This is a genomic window from Streptomyces sp. NPDC029041, from assembly GCF_040637515.1.
Taxonomy (GTDB): domain Bacteria; phylum Actinomycetota; class Actinomycetes; order Streptomycetales; family Streptomycetaceae; genus Streptomyces.
The window spans coordinates 120,962-140,470 of record NZ_JBEZWO010000008.1 but is presented as its reverse complement, the minus strand read 5'-3'; the positions used below and the strand labels follow the sequence as shown (position 1 = coordinate 140,470).

Annotated in this window: 16 protein-coding genes; 6 read left to right on the top strand and 10 right to left on the bottom strand. The window is 71.5% G+C overall.

The genetic code is table 11. From position 1 onward, the window contains the following. Positions 1–20 precede the first annotated feature (20 nt). Positions 21–758 (top strand): methyltransferase, encoded by a 738-nt coding sequence (locus tag AB0F04_RS21895; protein ID WP_362043652.1) that lies wholly within the window; start codon positions 21–23, stop codon positions 756–758. Between the two features lie 7 nt (positions 759–765). Here the strand turns inward: AB0F04_RS21895 and AB0F04_RS21890 are convergent, their stop codons facing one another. Continuing rightward, complete coding sequence (locus AB0F04_RS21890; RefSeq protein ID WP_362043650.1) at positions 766–2,079, bottom strand: MFS transporter; 1,314 nt, start codon at positions 2,077–2,079, stop codon at positions 766–768. Beyond that, positions 2,076–2,726, bottom strand: a complete 651-nt coding sequence (locus tag AB0F04_RS21885) for a GntR family transcriptional regulator (protein WP_053670247.1) — start codon at positions 2,724–2,726, stop codon at positions 2,076–2,078. The genes AB0F04_RS21890 and AB0F04_RS21885 overlap by 4 nt, the downstream gene beginning before the upstream one ends. A 208-nt stretch (positions 2,727–2,934) precedes the next feature. Here AB0F04_RS21885 and AB0F04_RS21880 point away from each other — a divergent pair, with 208 nt between their 5' ends. Beyond that, positions 2,935–3,834 (top strand): serine hydrolase, encoded by a 900-nt coding sequence (locus AB0F04_RS21880; protein ID WP_362043648.1) that lies wholly within the window; start codon positions 2,935–2,937, stop codon positions 3,832–3,834. Positions 3,835–3,903: 69 nt separating this feature from the next. On the opposite strand, the gene AB0F04_RS21875 is transcribed toward AB0F04_RS21880, so the two are convergent. The 6 genes from AB0F04_RS21875 to AB0F04_RS21850 form a co-directional block, all read right to left on the bottom strand. Further along, positions 3,904–4,719: a hypothetical protein gene (locus AB0F04_RS21875; protein WP_362043646.1), complete on the bottom strand. Its 816-nt coding sequence runs from the start codon at positions 4,717–4,719 to the stop codon at positions 3,904–3,906. Positions 4,720–4,756: 37 nt separating this feature from the next. Continuing rightward, a complete protein-coding gene (locus AB0F04_RS21870; RefSeq protein ID WP_362043644.1) occupies positions 4,757–6,991 on the bottom strand; it encodes a glycoside hydrolase domain-containing protein in 2,235 nt (744 codons plus the stop codon). A 249-nt stretch (positions 6,992–7,240) separates the two neighbouring features. Next, complete coding sequence (locus AB0F04_RS21865; RefSeq protein ID WP_362043642.1) at positions 7,241–8,704, bottom strand: dihydrolipoamide acetyltransferase family protein; 1,464 nt, start codon at positions 8,702–8,704, stop codon at positions 7,241–7,243. Between the two features lie 10 nt (positions 8,705–8,714). Beyond that, on the bottom strand, positions 8,715–9,692 hold the full coding sequence (locus AB0F04_RS21860; RefSeq protein ID WP_362043640.1) for an alpha-ketoacid dehydrogenase subunit beta: 978 nt from the start codon (positions 9,690–9,692) through the stop codon (positions 8,715–8,717). Between the two features lies 1 nt (position 9,693). After that, positions 9,694–10,890 carry a pyruvate dehydrogenase (acetyl-transferring) E1 component subunit alpha gene (pdhA, locus tag AB0F04_RS21855; RefSeq protein ID WP_362043638.1) on the bottom strand — a complete coding sequence of 399 codons (1,197 nt, stop codon included), beginning with the start codon at positions 10,888–10,890 and terminating at the stop codon, positions 9,694–9,696. Positions 10,891–11,285: 395 nt separating this feature from the next. Further along, a complete protein-coding gene (locus AB0F04_RS21850; RefSeq protein ID WP_362043636.1) occupies positions 11,286–12,878 on the bottom strand; it encodes a protein kinase in 1,593 nt (530 codons plus the stop codon). A 367-nt stretch (positions 12,879–13,245) separates the two neighbouring features. Between AB0F04_RS21850 and AB0F04_RS21845 the strand changes: the two genes are divergently transcribed. Then, entirely contained in the window at positions 13,246–14,892 is a 1,647-nt protein-coding gene (locus AB0F04_RS21845; RefSeq protein ID WP_362043634.1) for a protein kinase, read from the top strand. 70 nt (positions 14,893–14,962) lie between these two features. Here the strand turns inward: AB0F04_RS21845 and AB0F04_RS21840 are convergent, their stop codons facing one another. Next, positions 14,963–15,502, bottom strand: a complete 540-nt coding sequence (locus tag AB0F04_RS21840; RefSeq protein WP_362043632.1) for a bacterial proteasome activator family protein — start codon at positions 15,500–15,502, stop codon at positions 14,963–14,965. Between the two features lie 663 nt (positions 15,503–16,165). Between AB0F04_RS21840 and AB0F04_RS21835 the strand changes: the two genes are divergently transcribed. Next, positions 16,166–16,414, top strand: coding sequence for a hypothetical protein (locus tag AB0F04_RS21835; RefSeq protein WP_362043630.1), 249 nt, complete (start codon positions 16,166–16,168; stop codon positions 16,412–16,414). Between the two features lie 31 nt (positions 16,415–16,445). Here AB0F04_RS21835 and AB0F04_RS21830 read toward each other — a convergent pair whose 3' ends face one another. Beyond that, a complete protein-coding gene (locus tag AB0F04_RS21830) occupies positions 16,446–17,435 on the bottom strand; it encodes an NAD(P)H-quinone oxidoreductase (protein ID WP_362043628.1) in 990 nt (329 codons plus the stop codon). Between the two features lie 170 nt (positions 17,436–17,605). Between AB0F04_RS21830 and AB0F04_RS21825 the strand changes: the two genes are divergently transcribed. Beyond that, entirely contained in the window at positions 17,606–18,625 is a 1,020-nt protein-coding gene (locus tag AB0F04_RS21825; protein ID WP_362043626.1) for an ATP-binding cassette domain-containing protein, read from the top strand. Beyond that, the gene (locus tag AB0F04_RS21820) at positions 18,622–19,470 is read left to right on the top strand and encodes an ABC transporter permease (RefSeq protein ID WP_362043624.1); all 849 of its coding nucleotides are present in this window, start codon (positions 18,622–18,624) and stop codon (positions 19,468–19,470) included. The genes AB0F04_RS21825 and AB0F04_RS21820 overlap by 4 nt, the downstream gene beginning before the upstream one ends. Positions 19,471–19,509 lie beyond the last annotated feature (39 nt).

Below are 19,509 nucleotides of genomic sequence, written 5' to 3'. Positions count from 1 at the left end.
CGGCCCCTACCGTCCCGGCCATGACCACCCCACCCCACCGCACCCGCCTCACCTTCCACGGCCCGATGTCCGGGACCCGGGCGGACGCCCTCGTACGACGTCTCACCCGCCACCGGCCCACCACGGTCCTGGACATCGGCTGCGGCTCGGGCGAGCTCATGCTGCGCGTCCTGGCCGCCGTGCCGGGGGCGACCGGCACCGGCGTCGACCTCGACGCCGGTGACCTGGCGCGCGGGCGGAAGGCTGCCGAAGAGCGGGGCCTGGCGTCCCGGGTCCGTTTCGTGGAGGAGTCCGCCACCGGGACGACCCGCGGCCCCGCCGACCTCGTCCTGTGCGCGGGATCGAGCCAGGCCCTCGGCGACCGGCTCCCCGAGGCCCTGGCCGAGCTGCGCCGCCTCGTCACCGACCACGGCCGCGTCCTGCTCGGCGAGGGCTTCTGGGAACGCACTCCGGCCCCCGACGAGCTGTCCCGCATGTGGCCGGACGCCGCCGCGACGGACCACCCCGGCCTCGCGGCGCTCATCGGGATGACCGTCGACGCGGGATTCCGGCCCGAGTGGACGGAGACGGCGAGCCTCGACGAATGGGAGGAGTTCGAGTCGGGGTACCTCGCGGACACCGAGGTGTGGCTCGCCGAGCACCCCCGGCACCCCCTCGCGGAGGAGACGCGGCAGCGCGTCGACCGGCACCGCGCCCGGTGGCTCACCTACCGCGGCGTGCTCGGCCTCGCGTACCTCACCCTCGTACCCACCGCCTGACGGAACGTCACACCGGCACGTGCACCGTCTCCACCCGGCTCGCCACCAGCCGCTCCCGCTCCCGCCGCTGCGCCCGCCCGCGCAGCCGCAGGATCTGGGAGACGCCGACCGCCTGGAGCACGAACACCGCCGAGAAGGCCAGGGACCAGTTGTCGCCGGTGGCGTCCAGCAGGACGCCGATCGCGAGCAGTGTGGTCATGGAGGCCACGAAGCCGCCCATGTTGGTGATGCCGGAGGCGGTGCCCTGCCGTTCGGGCGGGTTGGCCGGGCGGGCGAAGTCGAAGCCGATCATCGACGCCGGTCCGCACGCTCCGAGCACCGTGCACAGGACGATCAGCAGCCACATCGGGGCGTGCGGGCCGGGGTGGGCGACGGTCGCCGCCCACAGGGCCGCCGTCGTGCCGACCGTGCCGAGCGCGAGCGGCAGCCGGGCCCCGTGGTGCCGGGCGACGATCTGGCCGTAGACCAGGCCCACCACCATGTTCGACAGGACGACGAGGGTGAGCAGTTCACCCGCGACCGCCCGGGACAGCCCCTGCGCCTCGACGAGGAACGGCAGCCCCCACAGCAGCAGGAACACCATCGCCGGGAACTGGGTGGTGAAGTGCACCCAGAGGCCGAGCCGGGTCCCGGGCTCGCGCCAGGAGGCGGCGATCTGGCGCCGTACGTAGGCCGCGCCCTGGTGCGGGAGCGGCTCCGGCTCCTGGCCCTCGGGGTGGTCCTTGAGGAACAGCAGCACCAGGACGAGCACCACGGCCCCGGCGGCCGCGCTGCCCGCGAACGCCGCCGTCCAGCCGATGCCGTGCAGCAGCCGGGCCAGTACGAGCGTGGAGACGAGGTTGCCGGCCATGCCGACCAGTCCCGCGAACTGGGCGACCATCGGCCCGCGCCGGGCCGGGAACCAGCGGCTGCCCAGGCGCAGCACGCTGATGAACGTCAGCGCGTCACCGCAGCCGAGCAGCGCCCGGGAGGCGAGCGCCGTGCCGTACGACGGGGAGAAGGCGAAGCCCAGCTGCCCGGCGGTGAACAGCACCGCGCCGAGCGCCAGCACCTTCTTGGTGCCGAGCCGGTCGACCAGCAGGCCGACGGGGATCTGCATGCCCGCGTAGACCAGCAGCTGCAGAATGGAGAAGGTGGACAGGGCCGAGGCGTTCACGTGGAAGCGGTCGGCGGCGTCGAGACCGGCCACGCCCAGGGACGTGCGGAAGATGACCGCGACGAAGTAGACCGAGACGCCCGTGCCCCACACGGCCAGCGCCCTGCGCCCGCCTGGGGGTGCCCCCTCTGGGGGAGGCTCACCGGGTGTCACGCCGGCGCTCATCGGACCTCTCCGCGGGCCAGGTGCGCGAACCAGCCGATGTGCCGCCGGACGAGGCCGACGGCCGTCTCCGCGTCGTCGGAGCGCAGGGCGTCGAGGATCTCCTCGTGCTCGGCGAGGGTCTTGGCGAGGCGGTCGGGGTGGGAGTGCATGATGGCGACGCCCATCCGGAGCTGACGGTCGCGCAGCTGGTCGTAGAGCCGGGAGAGGATCTCGTTGCCGCCGCTGCGGACGATCTCGGCGTGGAAGCAGCGGTCGGTGACGGCGGCGCCGGCGAAGTCCCCGGCGGCGGCCTGCTGCTTCTGGCGGGCCAGCAGCTCCTCCAGACGCTCCACGAGCCCGGCGGGCGCGGGCACGGCCTTGCGCGCCGCGTGCTCCTCGACGAGCAGCCGGGTCTCGATGACGTCGGCGATCTCCTGCGCGGAGACGGGCAGGACGAGGGCGCCCTTCTTCGGGTAGAGCCGGATGAGCCCCTCGGCCTCGAGCCGGAGCAGCGCCTCGCGGACCGGCGTGCGCGACACCCCGACGGCTTCGGCGAGCTCGCCCTCGGTGAGGAGGGAGCCGCCCTCGTAGCGGCGCTCCAGGACGCCCTGTTTGACGTGGCTGTAGACGCGGTCGGCGGCGGGCGGTTGCTTCACGGCCAGGGTCATGCGGACAGCATAGATACATCACGTACGCATGGATGGATACGTCCAGTATGCGGACTTGAATGTCACACATCCGTGGCAAAGGGGGGCCCGGTTCGGCAACAGCACAACCTCGTGTGCTAGTTACGAGTCAGATACGTGCGGCCCCCTTCCCCTCGTCCTCAACTCGGCCGCACCGTTGGGGCATTTCGACGTAATCGGGGTACTTGACTTGATAACCGGCATTAAGGGCACTCGTCTCCGCAGAGCCGCGGCCGTCGCCGTCACCACCGGCGCCATGCTCGCGACCGGTGCCCTCACCGTCGCACCGGCGCAGGCCGCCTCGGCGCCCTCCATCGCCGCCAAGGGCGGCTACGTGATGAACAACGCGACCGGCACGTCGCTCTACACCAAGGCGGCCGACACGCGCCGCTCGACCGGCTCGACCACCAAGATCATGACCGCCCTGGTCGTGCTGAAGCAGTCGAACCTGAACCTGGACAGCAAGGTCACGATCCAGAAGGCGTACAGCGACTACATCGTCGACAACAACTACGCGTCCAACGCGAAGCTGATCGTCGGCGACAAGGTCACCGTCCGCCAGCTGCTGTACGGGCTGATGCTCCCGTCCGGCTGCGACGCCGCGTACGCGCTCGCCGACAAGTTCGGCTCGGGCTCGACGCGCTCGGCGCGCGTGAAGTCGTTCATCGGCAAGATGAACACCACCGCCAAGAACCTGGGTCTGAAGAACACCCACTTCGACTCGTTCGACGGCATCGGCCACGGCGCCAACTACTCCACGCCGCGCGACCTGACCAAGCTCGCCAGCTCGGCGATGAAGAACTCCATGTTCCGCACGGTCGTCAAGACCAAGAAGTACACGGCCAAGACGACCACCAAGACCGGCGGTACGCGGACGATGGCGCCGTGGGAGAACACCAACCCGCTGCTCGGCAGCTACTCCGGAGCGATCGGCGTGAAGACCGGTTCCGGCCCGGAGGCGAAGTACTGCCTGGTCTTCGCCGCCACCCGCAGCGGCAAGACGGTCATCGGCACGGTCCTCGCCTCGACCGGCCTGGACGCCCGCAAGGCGGACGCGACGAAGCTGCTCAACTACGGCTTCAGCAGGTAGGACGACACCGGCAGGACGGCGAAGGGGCTCCACCGCACACCGCGGCGGAGCCCCTTCGTCATACGGAGGTCATGCCGCGGTGCGCTGTCGGCGCTCCAGCGCCCGGGCCGCCTTGCGCCGGACGCCCGACAGCACGTTCACCGGGACACCCGCACCGGCTCCGGGCTCCAGCTGCCAGCCCCGGATCCGCGCCGCGACCCGGACCAGCCGCCGGTCGTCCGGACGCACGTCGATGCTGAACAGCGACTCGTCGGGCGTGCGGTCGTCGCCGCCCCAGCGGACCACGCCGTCGAGCTCGGCGAGGATGTCACGGATCACGGTCTCCTGCTGCGGGAAGAAGCCGCCCCGGGCGCCGCGCGGATAGAACCCGGGCCGGATCCGCACGGCCGTGCCGGACGCCAGATTGGACTCGGGCCTGCTCCTGGCCAGGCCGGCCGGCTCGCGCCATCCGGTGACGTCACCCCGCCGCAGCGGATCCACCTCGTAGTGGAACCGGCGCACCAGGTGCACGAGGACGGTCTCCACGTCGCCCATGCGCACGGCGACGCCGGTGAGCGGGGTGCCGGGGACGGGCCGGGTGTAGACGGTGCCGCCGTCGTCGGCGGCGTTCTCCATCTCCCAGCCGTTGTGGGAGCGCGAACCCGCCAGCACGCGCCGGGTCCGGTCCTGCGCGTTGCGCAGGGCGTCCCGCACACGGGCCGGGATCGGGTTGTCCGCGTCGGCGTACGCCCGGGACAGGAAACGGGACAGGGGCAGGGCGGCGACGCCCACGGCAGCGCCGACGGCGGCTGTCCGGCCGAGCAGGGCTCGGCGGGACAGGCTCCTGCGGTGGCCGGCGCCGGGCGCCGACGGTCTGCGGGGGACGCGGGGGAGGCTGAGTTTCAACGGAGTCTCTTCCTGAAGGTGTGTCGCGCGCACGCGCTCAGGCGTTGCGGAAGATGCTGTTGTACTTCTCGAAGATCTGGTAGACGGCCAGGCTCTGGTGCGTCTGGGAGTCCACGTCGGGGTCCCAGGCCCGGTAGCGGCGCAGGAGTTCGGTGATCTCGAACTCGACGAGGTCGAGGCGCATGGACCGCGGGGTGGTGACGCGGTCGCCGGGAGGCAGCTGTCCGCCGGGCCTGCCGCGGGTGCCCCACAGGTGGATCAGCGCCGCGGTGCGCACGCTGAACGCGTCGTCCTTGTTCAGCCGCTGCCACACGGTCCACAGGTCGGCGTCCTTCGCCGGGTCACGGTGGTCGCCGGTGGCGAAGCCCCAGCCGATGCAGTGGTTCCAGGCCTGGATGGCGTCGGCGGCGCTGATCTCGCCGATGCCGGTGTGCGAGTCCCCGACCGTGCCGGAGCCGGTGAGGTGGTGGTCGGCGACCTGCTGGTCGGCGGCCTGGTCGGCGAGGTCGTAGTCGCGCAGGGCCCAGTAGACGGCCGTCTGGATCAGCGCCTTGCGCATCGAGTACGTCGTCGACAGCTCGGTGATCAGCCCGTCCTGCTCCTGGATCGCCGCCACGGCCTGCGCGTTGGTGTAGAGCCGCGCGTCGCCGCCGATGCCGCCGGCGTCCGGGCGGCCGATCGAGCGCATGTAGCGGGAGAGGTCGGCCCGCAGCGCCGGCACCTGACGCGCGTCGAAGGCGACGTCCGGGACGGCGGGCCGCGGCCGGTCGAAGGCGCCCTGCCCGGTGTCCCGCCCCGAGGCGATGTCGGCGTCGGTCTCGAGCTGCCCGTCCCCCGAGCCGAGGGTGCGCACCGCGAACTGGTCGTAGGCCCAGTCCCCGGGCAGCGGGTGCCCGGCGTTGCCTTCGAAGCCCGAGGACATGTCGGCGACGAAGCTCGCGGTCGAGTAACCGGCCGCGCCGACCCGCGCGCACACGTTGCGGGAGCCGTAGACCCCGATCTCGTACGGGTGACCGGAGTCCGCCATCGCCTCCTTGACGCCCTTGAAGTGGGGCAGGACGTTCGCGGTGATCTCGGCGTCGACCGCGTCGAAGTCGACGGCGAAGAAGATCCGGGTCCCGCGCCGGAAACCGTGGTCACGGGCGGCGTTGACCGCCGCGTACCCGGCGGTCCGGCCGGCGACGTAGTCGAAGTCCGAGGCGTCGCTGTTGACGGTCTGGTAGATCGGGAAGCAGCGCAGGCCCTGCTGGGCGAACGTGTCCAACTCGCCCGGCTGGATGGCCTTCTCCGGCAGGGAGGTGGCACTCGGGTTGGTGAGGTAGCGGCCGACGTACGCGATCCCGGCCGCCTTGAGCGACGCCGCCCGGGCGGGGGTGATCCGGGCGGCGGTGTCGCAGGCCCTGGCGGGGCGGGACTGGTCGCCGAAGGACGCCAGCAGGGAGGCGAAGGTGGCGAAGTCGCCCTCGCCCGTGGCCGGGAGCGCCGCGAAGGTCTGGAAGGCCCGGACGGCGGCGGAGAGGGCGGAGTCGAAGGTGTCGGTGAGGGCGACGGGGCGCCGGCCGAGGACCATCCCGGCGGAGAACAGCTGGACGAAGACGCCCTTGTCCCCCTGGGTCACGGGATGCGCCTTCAGGCCCGACTGGGTGCCGGGCCCGAAGTTGCCGTTGGCGGTGCCGTCCGCCATGCCCAGCTCGTACTGCACGCCGAAGAGCAGCGCCTTGGCGGTGTCCCGGGTCACGATCCCGTCGCAGGCGATGACGAAGAAGTCCCGCCGGTTCACGTAGCGGCCGTTGAGCCACTGCTGGACGGCCCGGACCTGTCCGGTGCCCGAGGCGCCGGGGACGTACGCGTCCATCGTCAGCAGCGCCTTGAAGACCTTGGGCGTCAAGGCGTCTCCGGGGTAGGCCTCCTGCACGCCCATGTCGGTCTTGAGCCGGGTGACGGCCTCCTGCACCCGGGTGCCGTACGTGCCGTCGAGGTCGCCGCCGTCGTAGCCCTTGCAGTACAGGCCGGACTGGATGATGCGGCAGAAGTCGGGCGAGGGCACGGTGGCGGCGTCGAGCTTCGGGTACCTGGCGGTCAGGGTGCTGAGTGTGGTGGGGCCGAAGTTGTCGGAGAACGCCGTGATGCCCAGCTCGTACTGCAGGGCGCGGGTCAGGGCGTACAGGGTCGCCCAGTCGGCCACGCCGGTCTCCTGCACGGTCGTGCCGGTACGGCTGCCGTAGACGGAGTTCACGAATCTCTGGGCTTTGAGCACCATCGCGTCGCGCATGGGGGGTTCACTCGCTTTCGAGGGAGTGACCGCGCCCGTCGCAGCCCGGAACCGGACTCCCCCGGGACGCCGGGCGAGTGGTCGATCTCGTGGAGAGCTTGATCGTATGTCCGGATAAACCGCTTACTGTGCGGTACTTGGGTGGGTTCCAGGAGTTATTTGTGCTCTTCGGCGAACCGCCGGTTCACCTTCACTGCAGACGACGGCGGCCCCCCGTCCACAAGGGGACGGGGGGCCGCCGCAGTCGGCTCACGCCCAGGTGATCAGCCGCTTCGGCTGCTCCAGGATCGCCGCCACGTCGGCCAGGACCTTCGAGCCGAGCTCGCCGTCGACCAGGCGGTGGTCGAAGGACAGGGCCAGGGTGGTGACCTGACGGGGCTTCACCTTGCCCTTGTGGACCCACGGCTGCGGCTTGATCGCACCGACCGCGAGGATCGCGGACTCGCCCGGGTTGAGGATCGGCGTGCCCGTGTCGACGCCGAAGACGCCGACGTTGGTGATCGTCACCGTGCCGCCCTGCATGGCCGCCGGAGACGTCTTGCCGTCCCTGGCCGTCGCCACCAGCTCGCCCAGCGACTGCGCCAGTTGCGGCAGCGTCTGGGCGTGGGCGTCCTTGATGTTCGGCACGATCAGGCCGCGGGGGGTCGCGGCCGCGATGCCCAGGTTCACGTAGTGCTTGACCACGATCTCCTGGGCGGCCTCGTCCCAGGACGCGTTGACGTCCGGGTTGCGCCGGATCGCGACCAGCAGCGCCTTGGCGATCAGCAGCAGCGGGTTCACACGCAGACCCGCGAACTCCTTGTCCGCCTTCAGCTCCTCGACCAGCTTCATCGTGCGCGTCACGTCGACCGTCACGAACTCCGTGACGTGCGGCGCGGTGAACGCCGAGCCGACCATCGCCGCCGCCGTCGCCTTGCGGACCCCCTTGACCGGGATACGGGTCTCCCGGGTGGTGTCGTACGACGCCGGAGCCTGAGCCGCGGCGGGCGCGGCGGCCGGGGCGGGCGCGACCTGCGGCTCGGTGGCCGCCGGTACGGCGGCGGCGACCGCCGCGTGCACGTCCTCGCGGGTGATGATGCCGTCCGGGCCGGTCGGGACGACCGTCGTCAGGTCGACGCCCAGGTCCTTGGCGAGCTTGCGGACGGGCGGCTTGGCCAGCGGGCGCTCCCCGCCCGCCGGGGCGGCCGGAGCCGCCGGGGCGGGTTCGGCCGGAGCGGGCGCGGCCGGGGCCGCCGGCGCGTGGCCGTTCAGCTCCGTCCGGACGGCCGTCGAGGCCTGCTGGACCGTGACCTCAGGGCCCTTGCGGGGGCGGCGGCGGGTGGACGAGGCCGCCACCCCGTACCCCACCAGGACCGGCTGGCGGCCCGAGCCCGCGGCCTTCGGCTCCTCGGCGGGTGCGGCGGCCTCGGGCCGCACGGCGGCGGGCTGCTCGGCGGCGGGCGCGGCGCTGCCGCCGCCCACGTCCACCGCGATGATCGCCGTGCCCACGTCGACTGTGGTGCCCTCGGGGAAGTGCAGGTCCCGGACCACGCCGTCGTACGGGATGGGCAGCTCGACGGCCGCCTTCGCCGTCTCGACCTCGCAGACCACCTGGCCGTCGGTGACGGTGTCACCGGGCTGGACGTACCACTTGAGGATCTCGGCCTCGGTGAGTCCCTCGCCCACGTCGGGCATCTTGAACTCGCGCACGGACGCTTCCGTCATCGTCGTCACGACCCTCTCCTCAGTACGCCAGCGAGCGGTCGACGGCGTCCAGTACCCGGTCCAGGTTCGGCAGGTACTCCTCCTCCAGGCGGGCCGGCGGGTACGGCGCGTGGTAGCCGCCGACCCGGAGCACCGGGGCCTCGAGGTGGTAGAAGCAGCGCTCGGTGATCCGCGCGGCGATCTCCGCGCCGGAGCCGAAGAACACCGGCGCCTCGTGGACGACGACCAGGCGGCGGGTCTTCTCCACCGACGCCTGGATCGAGTCGAAGTCGAGCGGGGAGACCGAGCGCAGGTCCAGGACCTCCAGGTTCTTGCCCTCCTCGGCGGCCGCGTCCGCGACCTCCTGGCAGAGCTTCACCATCGGCCCGTAGGCGGCCAGGGTGAGGTCGGTGCCCTCGCGGACCACCTGGGCCTTGTGCAGCGGGCCCGGGATCGCCTCCGTGTTGACCTCGCCCTTGTCCCAGTAGCGGCGCTTGGGCTCGAAGAAGATCACCGGGTCGTCGCTCTGGATGGCCTGCTGCATCATCCAGTACGCGTCCGACGCGTTCGACGGGCTGACGATCTTCAGGCCCGCCACGTGCGCGAAGAGCGCCTCGGGGGACTCGGAGTGGTGTTCCACCGCGCCGATGCCGCCGCCGTAGGGGATGCGCACGACGACCGGGAGCTTGACCTTGCCCAGCGAACGGGCGTGCATCTTCGCGAGCTGCGTGACGATCTGGTCGTACGCCGGGAAGACGAAGCCGTCGAACTGGATCTCCACCACCGGGCGGTAGCCGCGCAGGGCCAGGCCGATCGCCGTGCCGACGATGCCCGACTCGGCGAGCGGGGTGTCGATGACGCGGCTCTCGCCGAAGTCCTTCTGCAGGCCGTCCGTCACCCGGAAGACGCCGCCGAGCTTGCCGACGTCCTCGCCCATGATCAGGACCTTGGGGTCGGACTCCAGGGCGCGGCGCAGCGACTCGTTGATCGCCTTGGCCAGTGCCATCTTGTCGGCCATCTCAGTTACCCCCCTCGTCGGCGAACGACGCCTGGTATGCGGCGAACTGGGCGCGCTCCTCGTCGACGAGCGCGTGTCCGTCCGCGTAGGCGTTCTCGAAGATCGCGAAGTGGTCCGGGTCAGGCATGGCACGGACCGCCTCGCGCACTCGTTTGCCCAACGCCTCGGACTCGGCCTCCAGTTCCGCGAAGAATCCCTCGTCCGCGTGGTTTGAGGCCTCCAGGTAGCGGCGAAGGCGCAGGATCGGGTCCTTGGCCTCCCAGGCCTGGCGCTCCTCGTCGCCCCGGTAGCGGGTCGGGTCGTCGGAGGTGGTGTGGGCGCCCATGCGGTAGGTGAACGCCTCGACGAGGGTCGGGCCCTCGCCGTTGCGGGCCCGCTCCAGGGCCCAGCGGGTGACCGCGAGGACCCCGAGCACGTCGTTGCCGTCGACCCGGACGCCCGGGAAGCCGAAGCCCTGGGCGCGCTGGTAGATCGGGACGCGGGACTGCTTCTCGGTGGGCTCGGAGATGGCCCACTGGTTGTTCTGGCAGAAGAACACGACCGGGGCGTTGTACACCGCGGAGAAGGTGAAGGACTCGGCCACGTCACCCTGGCTGGAGGCGCCGTCGCCGAAGTAGGCGATCACCGCGCTGTCGGCACCGTCCTTGGCGATGCCCATCGCGTAGCCGGTGGCGTGCAGCGTCTGGGAGCCGATGACGATCGTGTACAGCTGGAAGTTGTTGCTGTTGGGGTCCCAGCCGCCGTTGTTCACGCCGCGGAACATCCCCAGCAGGTTGGCCGGGTCGACGCCGCGGCACCAGGCCACGCCGTGCTCGCGGTAGGTCGGGAAGACGTAGTCGTCCTCCCGGGTGGCCCGGCCGGACCCGATCTGGGCGGCCTCCTGGCCGAGCAGGGAGGCCCACAGGCCCAGCTCGCCCTGGCGCTGCAGGGAGGTGGCCTCGGCGTCGAAGCGGCGGGTGAGCACCATGTCGCGGTAGAGGCCGCGAAGCTCTTCGGGAGTGACACCGGCGACGTACTTGTCGTACTCGGCGTTCTTGACGCGCTTGCCCTCGGGCGTCAGCAGCTGCACGAGCTGGGGCTCGGTGCTCTTGGCGTCCTTCTTGGCAGGCGTGCGGGTGGTGCGCTTGGTGCCGGTGGTGCCGGCCTTGCTTCCGGCGCTGCGTCGCGGTGTGCGCGCGGCAGTGCTCTCCACGGTCACGTGTGCTCCTCCGTCGGTCCGGCCCCCGGGGTTGCCGGTAGGCCAGTGCGGCTCACCTGTTCTCGGCCACCGGGGCACGGGGTGGGTGCCGCTCGGCCGGGTACAGGCGTTGCAGGTGCCCCGGCGAGCGCCCTGCTGAAAGCACGTTACCCAGTGCGCCACATTTCTGTGAAACCCCACCTGACCTGCGATTTTGCTTGGATATCCAAGTAAATCGGGAAGGCGTGGAAGGGGCCCTGGTCACAGCCTTGCAGGAGGCCGGAGCTACCGCACGTTAACCCGGTGACCCAGGTCACGGGAAGAGTCCTTTTTTCGGCGTGCCCCGAACGCCACGCGCGCGCGGGCCCCGTCCCCGGGTCCCACGCGCGCGTGGATCATGCCGTTGAGCAGCGGGATCAGCCTTCGCCGCCCGCTCCGCCCACGATGCCCTCCGTGGTGCCGCCGCCGTCGACACCGCCGGTGTCGTCGGTCGGGGTGCCCGGATCCGTGGGCTCCTCCTCCGTCGGTTCGCCGGTCGGGTCCGCGCTGGTCGGCTGGCCCGTCGGCTCGCCGGTGGGCGAGGGGGGGGCGCTCTGCGTCGGCGTGGGGGACGGCTTGTAGGTCGGCGTCCAGTTGCCGTTGCCCGAGCCGGTGCCGGTTCCGGTGTCGGTCTCGGTGTCGGTCGGCTGCCCGGTGTCGTCGTCGCTCGGCGTCTCGCTGGGCGTCTTCTTCTCTTTGGTCTGCGTGGCGGTCGGCTTCTGCTCCTTGCTCGGGCCGTTCTTGTCGCCGCCGGTGTTCTGCAGCGCCAGGGCGACGCCCGCGGCGATGGCGATCACCGCGAGCACGGCGAGGATCCAGAGCTTGCCGCGGCCGCTGCCCTTGTTGCCGTGGCCCTCGAAGCCGCCGTCGTCCCCGCCGCCGTAACCGCCGGGCAGGATCGGCGAGGGGATCTGCGCGGTGCCGGACGCGTCCCCGGGGTGCCCCATCACGGCCGTCGCACCGGCGAAGCCGCCCGAGGGGGTGTTCCGGCCCTCGTGCATGTCGACGGGGCCGGTGTTCCAGGTGCCGGTGTGGCCACCCTGGTCGTAGAGCATCTGGAGCGCGTACTGGACCAGCCCGCGCATCTCCTCCGCCGTCTGGAAACGGTCGTCGGGCTCCTTCGCGAGGGAGCGCATGACCATGCCGTCCAGCTCCGGCGGGCAGGCGTCGGAGACCTCGGACGGCGGCGTCGGGATGTCCTGGACGTGCTGGTAGACGACCGACAGCGGGGTCTCGCCGGTGAACGGCGGGCGCAGCGCGAGGAGCTCGTAGAGCAGGCAGCCCGTCGCGTACAGGTCGGAGCGGTGGTCGACGGCCTTGCCGAGCGCCTGCTCGGGGGAGAGGTACTGCGGGGTGCCCATGACCATGCCGGTCTGCGTCATCGTCGTGGACGCGCCGTGCAGGGCGCGGGCGATGCCGAAGTCCATCACCTTCACGGCGCCGTTGTGCGTGATGATGACGTTGGCGGGCTTGATGTCGCGGTGCACGATGCCGTGCTGGTGCGAGTAGGCGAGCGCCTCCAGGACGCCCGAGACGATGATCAGCGCCTGCTCGGGGCCGGGCGCCTCCGCGTTCAGCAGGAGGTCGCGGATGGTGCGGCCCTCGACGATCTCCATGACGATGTACGGCACGGACTGGCCGCCGACGAAGTCCTCGCCGGAGTCGTACACGGCGACGATCGCGTGGTGGTTGAGGCCGGCCACCGACTGGGCCTCGCGCGTGAAGCGCGCCTTGGAGACCGGGTCCTCGGCGAGGTCGGAGCGGAGCAGCTTGACCGCGACGGTGCGTCCGAGGCGGACGTCCTCGGCTGCGAACACCTCGGCCATGCCGCCCCGGCCGAGTCTGCGGGTCAGCCGGTACCGGCCGTCCCCGACCAGTCCGCCGTTCCCCCAGGACTCCGGCGCCTCCGACATGCCGCCGCCAGTGCCCTCGGGGTCGGACGGGCCCTGAGCGCGCTGCTGCTGTGCCATCAGTCCTCGCCGTCGTTTCTGCCCGCGGTGCGCGCGGTGTTGTTACGGTCTCCGTCGGCCACGCTACAGCCTCCGCGCAAGCCTCCGGCCCGAGAAGGGGCTCCGGGACCGGCACGAGACGGACCGGCCATGAAACCTTCACTCCTTACCGTCGTGCAAATTCTGTGCCCCGGCCGTACGCCCCCGGTAACGCTTCCGCGACGCTTCTTTCGCGTACGGTCACGGAACGGGCACCGAGCTTGACGTGTCAGTGCCCTGGGGCAGACTTGGCCGGGAATGGCGGTTTGGATCAACGACGGATCGACGGCTGATCTGCGGCGGATCAGCGAAGTCGGCGGCGCCTCAAGGGCTACGGGGGAAACGGGACATGAGCCAGGACGGCGCACAGGGCCAGTACGCGGGGCGGGCGCTCGCCGGCGGCCGCTATCAGCTGCGTGACCTCCTCGGCCAGGGCGGCATGGCCTCGGTGCACCTCGCGTACGACAGCGTGCTCGACCGGCAGGTCGCGATCAAGACACTTCACACGGATCTCGGACGGGAACAGGCCTTCCGTGAGCGGTTCCGCCGCGAGGCCCAGTCCGTGGCCAAGCTCACGCACACCAACATCGTGTCGGTCTTCGACACCGGCGAGGACACCCTCGACGGCATGACGACGCCGTACATCGTCATGGAGTACGTCGAGGGCCGCCCGCTCGGCTCGGTGCTCGACGAGGACGTGCGGCAGCAGGGCGCGATGCCCGCCGACAAGGCGCTGAAGATCACCGCCGACGTGCTGGCCGCCCTGGAGATCAGCCACGAGATGGGCCTGGTCCACCGCGACATCAAGCCCGGCAACGTGATGATGACCAAGCGCGCCGTGGTCAAGGTGATGGACTTCGGCATCGCGCGCGCCATGCAGTCCGGTGTGACGTCGATGACGCAGACCGGCATGGTCGTCGGCACGCCGCAGTACCTCTCGCCGGAACAGGCCCTCGGCCGCGGTGTGGACGCCCGCTCCGACCTGTACTCGGTCGGCATCATGCTGTTCCAACTGGTCACCGGGCGCCTGCCGTTCGAGGCGGACTCGCCGCTGGCCATCGCGTACGCACACGTCCAGGAGGAGCCGCCGGTTCCGTCCTCGGTCAACCGCTCCCTGCCCCCGGCCGTGGACGCGCTGATCGCCCGCGCGCTCAAGAAGAACCCGAACGAGCGCTTCCCCAGCGCCGAGGCCATGCGCGACGAGTGCCTGCGGGTGGCCGCGTCCTTCCAGGCGGCGCCGCCGAGCATCGTCCCGGGCACCCAGGCCCCCAGCGGCGCGGGCGTCGGCTCGGCCGTGTTCCCGCCGGTCGACCAGGCGGCCCCGGCGCCCTCGGGCCAGGTGCAGACGCCGTACCAGCCGACCCCGCCCCCGAACCCGTACGGCACACCCGCCCCGACGGGGCCCTCCCCGGCGTACGGCTATCCGCAGCAGGGCGGCTACCAGACGCCGTCCCCGGCGGCGTACTCCCCGCAGCCCGGCCCGTCGACGCCGCCGCCGTACAACCTGTCGCCCCCGGCCGCGGCCGCCTCCTCCTCCGGCGGCGGCCGGAACAACAAGCCGGTGATCATCGGCTCGGTCATCGTCTCCGTCGTCGCGGTCGGCGGCCTCGTCACGGCGCTGCTGCTGAACGGCGGCGGTGAGGAGGACAAGGGCGGCGGCAACGGCCCGAGCGCCTCGGCCTCCGCGGAGAAGAAGCCCGGCTACCGCGGCCCGGACACCACGAAGACGATCGACACCGAGGAGTGCACGGAGCCGAGGGAGTCGTACAACGACCCCGACAAGATCCAGATCCCGGACTTCAAGTTCAAGAACATCCAGTCGGTCAAGGCCTGTCTGCAGGCGGCCGGCTGGGAAGTGAACGAGAAGAAGTTCGACGAGAACACCTACGGCGACGGCACGGTCATGAACCAGTTCCCGTCCGCCGACACGGACGTCGACCCGAAGGACATGCCCGAGATCGAGCTCAGCGTCTCCACGGGCAACCCGCCCTCCTGAGGTCCCCCGACACGCGGAAGGGCCCGGCGGCTGCGCCGGGCCCTTCTCACTCCGTCCGTGCGACCTCGCCCTACAGGTAGGGGCCGCCCGACCGGCCGCCCGGGTGCTGCTCGTCGAGGCCGTCGCCGACTCCCGGCGGGAGGGCGCGGCGCATCTGCTCCAACTGGGCACGTGCCGCCATCTGCTGGGCGAACAGCGTCGTCTGGATCCCGTGGAAGAGCCCCTCCAGCCACCCGACGAGCTGGGCCTGCGCGATGCGCAGCTCCGAGTCGCTGGGAGTCGTCTCGTCCGTGAAGGGCAGGGAGAGCCGCTCCAGCTCCTCGACCAGCTCGGGCGCCAGACCGTCCTCCAGCTCCTTCACCGAGCTGGCGTGGATGTCCTTGAGCCGGACCCGGCTGGCCTCGTCGAGGGGAGCCGCGCGCACTTCCTCCAGCAGCTGCTTGATCATGCTGCCGATCCGCATGACCTTCGCGGGCTGCTCCACCTGTTCCGTGACCGGGGTCTCGCGGGAGTCCTCGTCTGCGCTGCCGCCACCGAGCGCCATGCCGTCCTGGCCCACGACCAGGATCTGCGGGTTCTCCGACGACCGTTCGTTCCTCGGCATCTCCATGTCGCCATTCTGTCGCACGCCTGCACCTCACCTCCGTGGTGCCCCCACTGGGGGCTGATCCACCGCGCTGGAGGAGACGAGTCGGTCACGCTTCGGGTTGCTCCGGCACAGCGCTTGCAGCGATTCCGTCCGTCGGCCGAACCCGGAGTGCCGGGAGCACCGGGCGGTGTGAGGCTGACTGTCACGATATGACCGCACTTGCCGTTTCTGCCCTGCCGGGCACGGCGGGAGGGGGTCACCCCCGTGACTCCATGGCTACGCGCGCTGCGGGCGACGGGACTCGTCCTCGCCCTGGGGGCCGGCGCGGCCGTCTCACCCTTCGGATCCGCCCCCTCCCACGGGGCTGTCCGCGCGTACGACGAGGAGACGGGCTCGGCGGAGCCGGAGGAGGAGGGGCCGGGAGCCCCCGCCGCCCCGTCCCCCGGGCCCGTCTCCTCACCCGCGTCCGCCCCGCCGGCTCCGACGTCCCGGCCGGCGGCATCGCCCCGGACGGCCTCGTCGTCCCGGTCCGCCCCGCCGCCCCGGGCGGCCTCACCGTCCCGGTCCGCCCCGTCACCCCTGGCTGCTCCGTCGGCGCGGGCGGCTTCGTCCGGAGCGTCCCCCGGGCCCTCCTCCGCCGCCGGTGAGCCCTCGCGCGCCGGGAGCAGGGCAGGAGAGGGCCGGGTGCGTCCGGGACGGCCGGAGGAGACGGGCTGGGGACCGGGCCTCTCCGACGCCACGGCCCTCCCCGAGGAGCCACGTGAGACCGACCCGGTGCCCGCTGCCCCGTCGGACCAGCCCGTACGGGAGGCAGCGACCGCGGAACGCCCCGTGGGCCAGGTCCTGCGCATCCTGCCCCTGGGCAGCGGCCTGGTCCTGATCGGACTGGGACTGGCCCTGGCGTTCGTGGCGCTGCGGCTGCGGCGGGTCTAGGGGAAGCCCCCGGGGGGCGGTCCGTGGGGCGTCAGGCTCCCTGCGCGGTGATCAGCAGCACCTTTCCGATGTGGCCGCTCTCCTCCACCACCCGGTGCGCGGCGGCGGCGTCCCGCATCGGGAGTTCACGGTCGACGACCGGACGCAGGTGGCCGCCCGCGAACAGGGGCCAGACGTGTTCACGCACGGCCGCGACGATGGCGGCTTTCTCCTCCCTGGGCCGGGCGCGCAGGGACGTGGCGCTGATCGCGGCGCGCTTGGCCAGCAGGGCGCCGATGTTCAGCTCGCCCTTCACGCCGCCCTGCATGCCGATGATCGCGAGCCGGCCGTTGACGGCGAGGACCTTGACGTTGCGCTCCAGGTACTTGGCGCCCATGTTGTCGAGGATGACGTCGGCACCGGCGCCGTCCGTCGCCTTCCTGACCTCCTCGACGAAGTCCTGCTCGCGGTAGTTGACCAGGATGTCGGCGCCCAGCTCGGCGCACCGCCGAAGCTTCTCCTCCGTACCGGCCGTCACGGCCACCCGCGCGCCGACGGCCTTGGCCAGCTGGATGGCCATCGTGCCGATGCCGCTGGAGCCGCCGTGCACGAGGAGCGTCTCACCGGGCCGCAGATGGGCGATCATGAAGACGTTCGACCAGACGGTGCACGCCACCTCGGGCAGTGCCGCGGCCTGCGTCAGGCCGACGCCCTCGGGCACGGGCAGCAGCTGACCGGCCGGGACGGCCACCTTCTCGGCGTAGCCGCCGCCGGAGAGCAGCGCGCAGACCTCGTCGCCGACGTCCCAGCCGGAGACACCGGTGCCGATCGCGGCCACCCGCCCGGAGCACTCCAGGCCGGGGTAGGGGGACGCGCCGGGCGGTGGGTCGTAGAAGCCCTGCCGCTGCAGGATGTCGGCCCGGTTGACGGCGCCGGCCGCCACCTCGACCAGGATTTCGCCCTCGCCGGGCACGGGGTCCGGGACCTCGTCCCAGACCAGCGCCTCGGGCCCACCGGGTTCGGGAATCGTGATCGCATGCATGCAAGGGACCGTACCCGTAGGTCCCCGGACCGAGTCCGCTCCGTCCCGAGGTCGTCCCCGCCTCCGCCCTTGGACCGGTTCCCGCGAAAACCCATGTGCGTCACCGATGAGTTTGCGCGACGGTAAAGGTCTCACCCTGCGTAGCCCACGCACGCGGAAGGACCCGAAGCATGAGCACGCACATGTCCGGCCTGGCGATCGAGACAGCGGGCCTGGTCAAAACGTTCGGCGAGACGAGAGCCGTCGACGGCGTCGACCTGTCCGTGCCCGCGGGCACGGTCTACGGCGTCCTCGGCCCGAACGGCGCCGGCAAGACCACCACCGTGAAGATGCTCGCCACACTCCTGCGGCCGGACGGCGGCGAAGCGCATGTCTTCGGTCACGACATCGTCCGGGAGGCGGACGAGGTGCGCGGCCGGGTGAGCCTCACCGGCCAGTACGCGTCGGTGGACGAGGACCTCACCGGCAGCGAGAACCTGGTCCTGCTGGGCCGGCTGCTCGGTCATCACAAGAAGGCCGCCCGCGAGCGCGCCGCCCAGCTCCTGGAGGCCTTCGGGCTCACGGACGCGGCCGCTAAGCAGGTCAAGCACTACTCGGGCGGCATGCGGCGCCGCATCGACATCGCCGCGTCCATCCTCAACACCCCCGACCTGCTGTTCCTCGACGAGCCGACCACCGGCCTCGACCCGCGCAGCCGCAACCAGGTCTGGGACATCGTGCGGGCCGTCGTCGCCCAGGGCACCACCGTGCTGCTGACCACGCAGTATCTGGACGAGGCCGACCAGCTCGCGTCCCGGATCGCCGTCATCGACCGCGGCAAGGTGATCGCCGAGGGCACCAAGGGGGAACTGAAGTCGTCGGTCGGCGCCGGGTCCGTCCATCTGCGCCTCAGGGATCCCGGCCAGCGCGACGTCGCGGCCGACCTGCTGCGCCGCGCCCTCGACGCGCAGGTGCAGCCCGAACCCGACCCGGTCGCCCTCACCGCCCGCCTCGGTACGGCGGCGGGTGACGACTCCGCGGCCGAGCAGTCCGCCCGCGCGCTGAGCGAGCTGGCCCGCGCCGGGATCACCGTCGACAACTTCTCGCTGGGCCAGCCCAGTCTGGACGAAGTCTTCCTCGCTCTCACCGGGCACGACACGCACGACTCCGCCCAGCACTCCGACGACCCGAAGGACGAGGTGGCGGCATGAGCACCGCGACGACCACCGAGAACAAAGAGCTCGCCCCGGTCAGCGCCGAGTCCCTCGCCGCGCTGCTCGTCTCCAAGGAGCGGCCGCCGCGCCCCAGCGCGTGGTCGGCCTCGATGACCTTCGGCTGGCGGGCGATCCTCAAGATCAAGCACGTGCCGGAGCAGCTCTTCGACGTCACGGCGTTCCCGATCATGATGGTGCTGATGTACACGTACCTGTTCGGCGGGGCGCTGGCCGGCTCGCCGGAGGAGTACATCCAGTTCCTGCTGCCGGGCATCCTCGTGATGTCGGTCGTGATGATCACGATGTACACGGGTGTGTCCGTGAACACCGACATCGAGAAGGGCGTCTTCGACCGGTTCCGCAGCCTGCCGATCTGGCGGCCGTCGACGATGGTCGGCTATCTGCTCGGTGACGCCCTGCGGTACACGATCGCGTCGGTGGTGATGCTCACCGTGGGCATGATCCTCGGCTACCGGCCGGACGGCGGGGTCGCCGGTGTGCTCGCCGGGATCGCCCTGCTGGTGGCCTTCTCGTTCGCCTTCTCGTGGATCTGGACGATGTTCGGGCTGATGCTGCGCACCGAGAAGTCGGTGATGGGCGTCAGCATGATGGTGATCTTCCCGCTCACGTTCCTGTCCAACGTGTTCGTGGATCCGAAGACCATGCCGGGCTGGCTGCAGGCGTTCGTGAACAACAGCCCCATCACGCATCTGGCGTCGGCGGTGCGCGGTCTGATGGGCGGTGACTGGCCGGCCGACGAGGTCGCCTGGTCGCTGGGCTGGGCGGCCCTGTTCGTGCTGGTCTTCGGGCCGGTCACGATGCGGCTGTACAACCGCAAGTAGCGCATGCCGAGGCTTCGCCGGCCGTCCCGCACCGGGTGG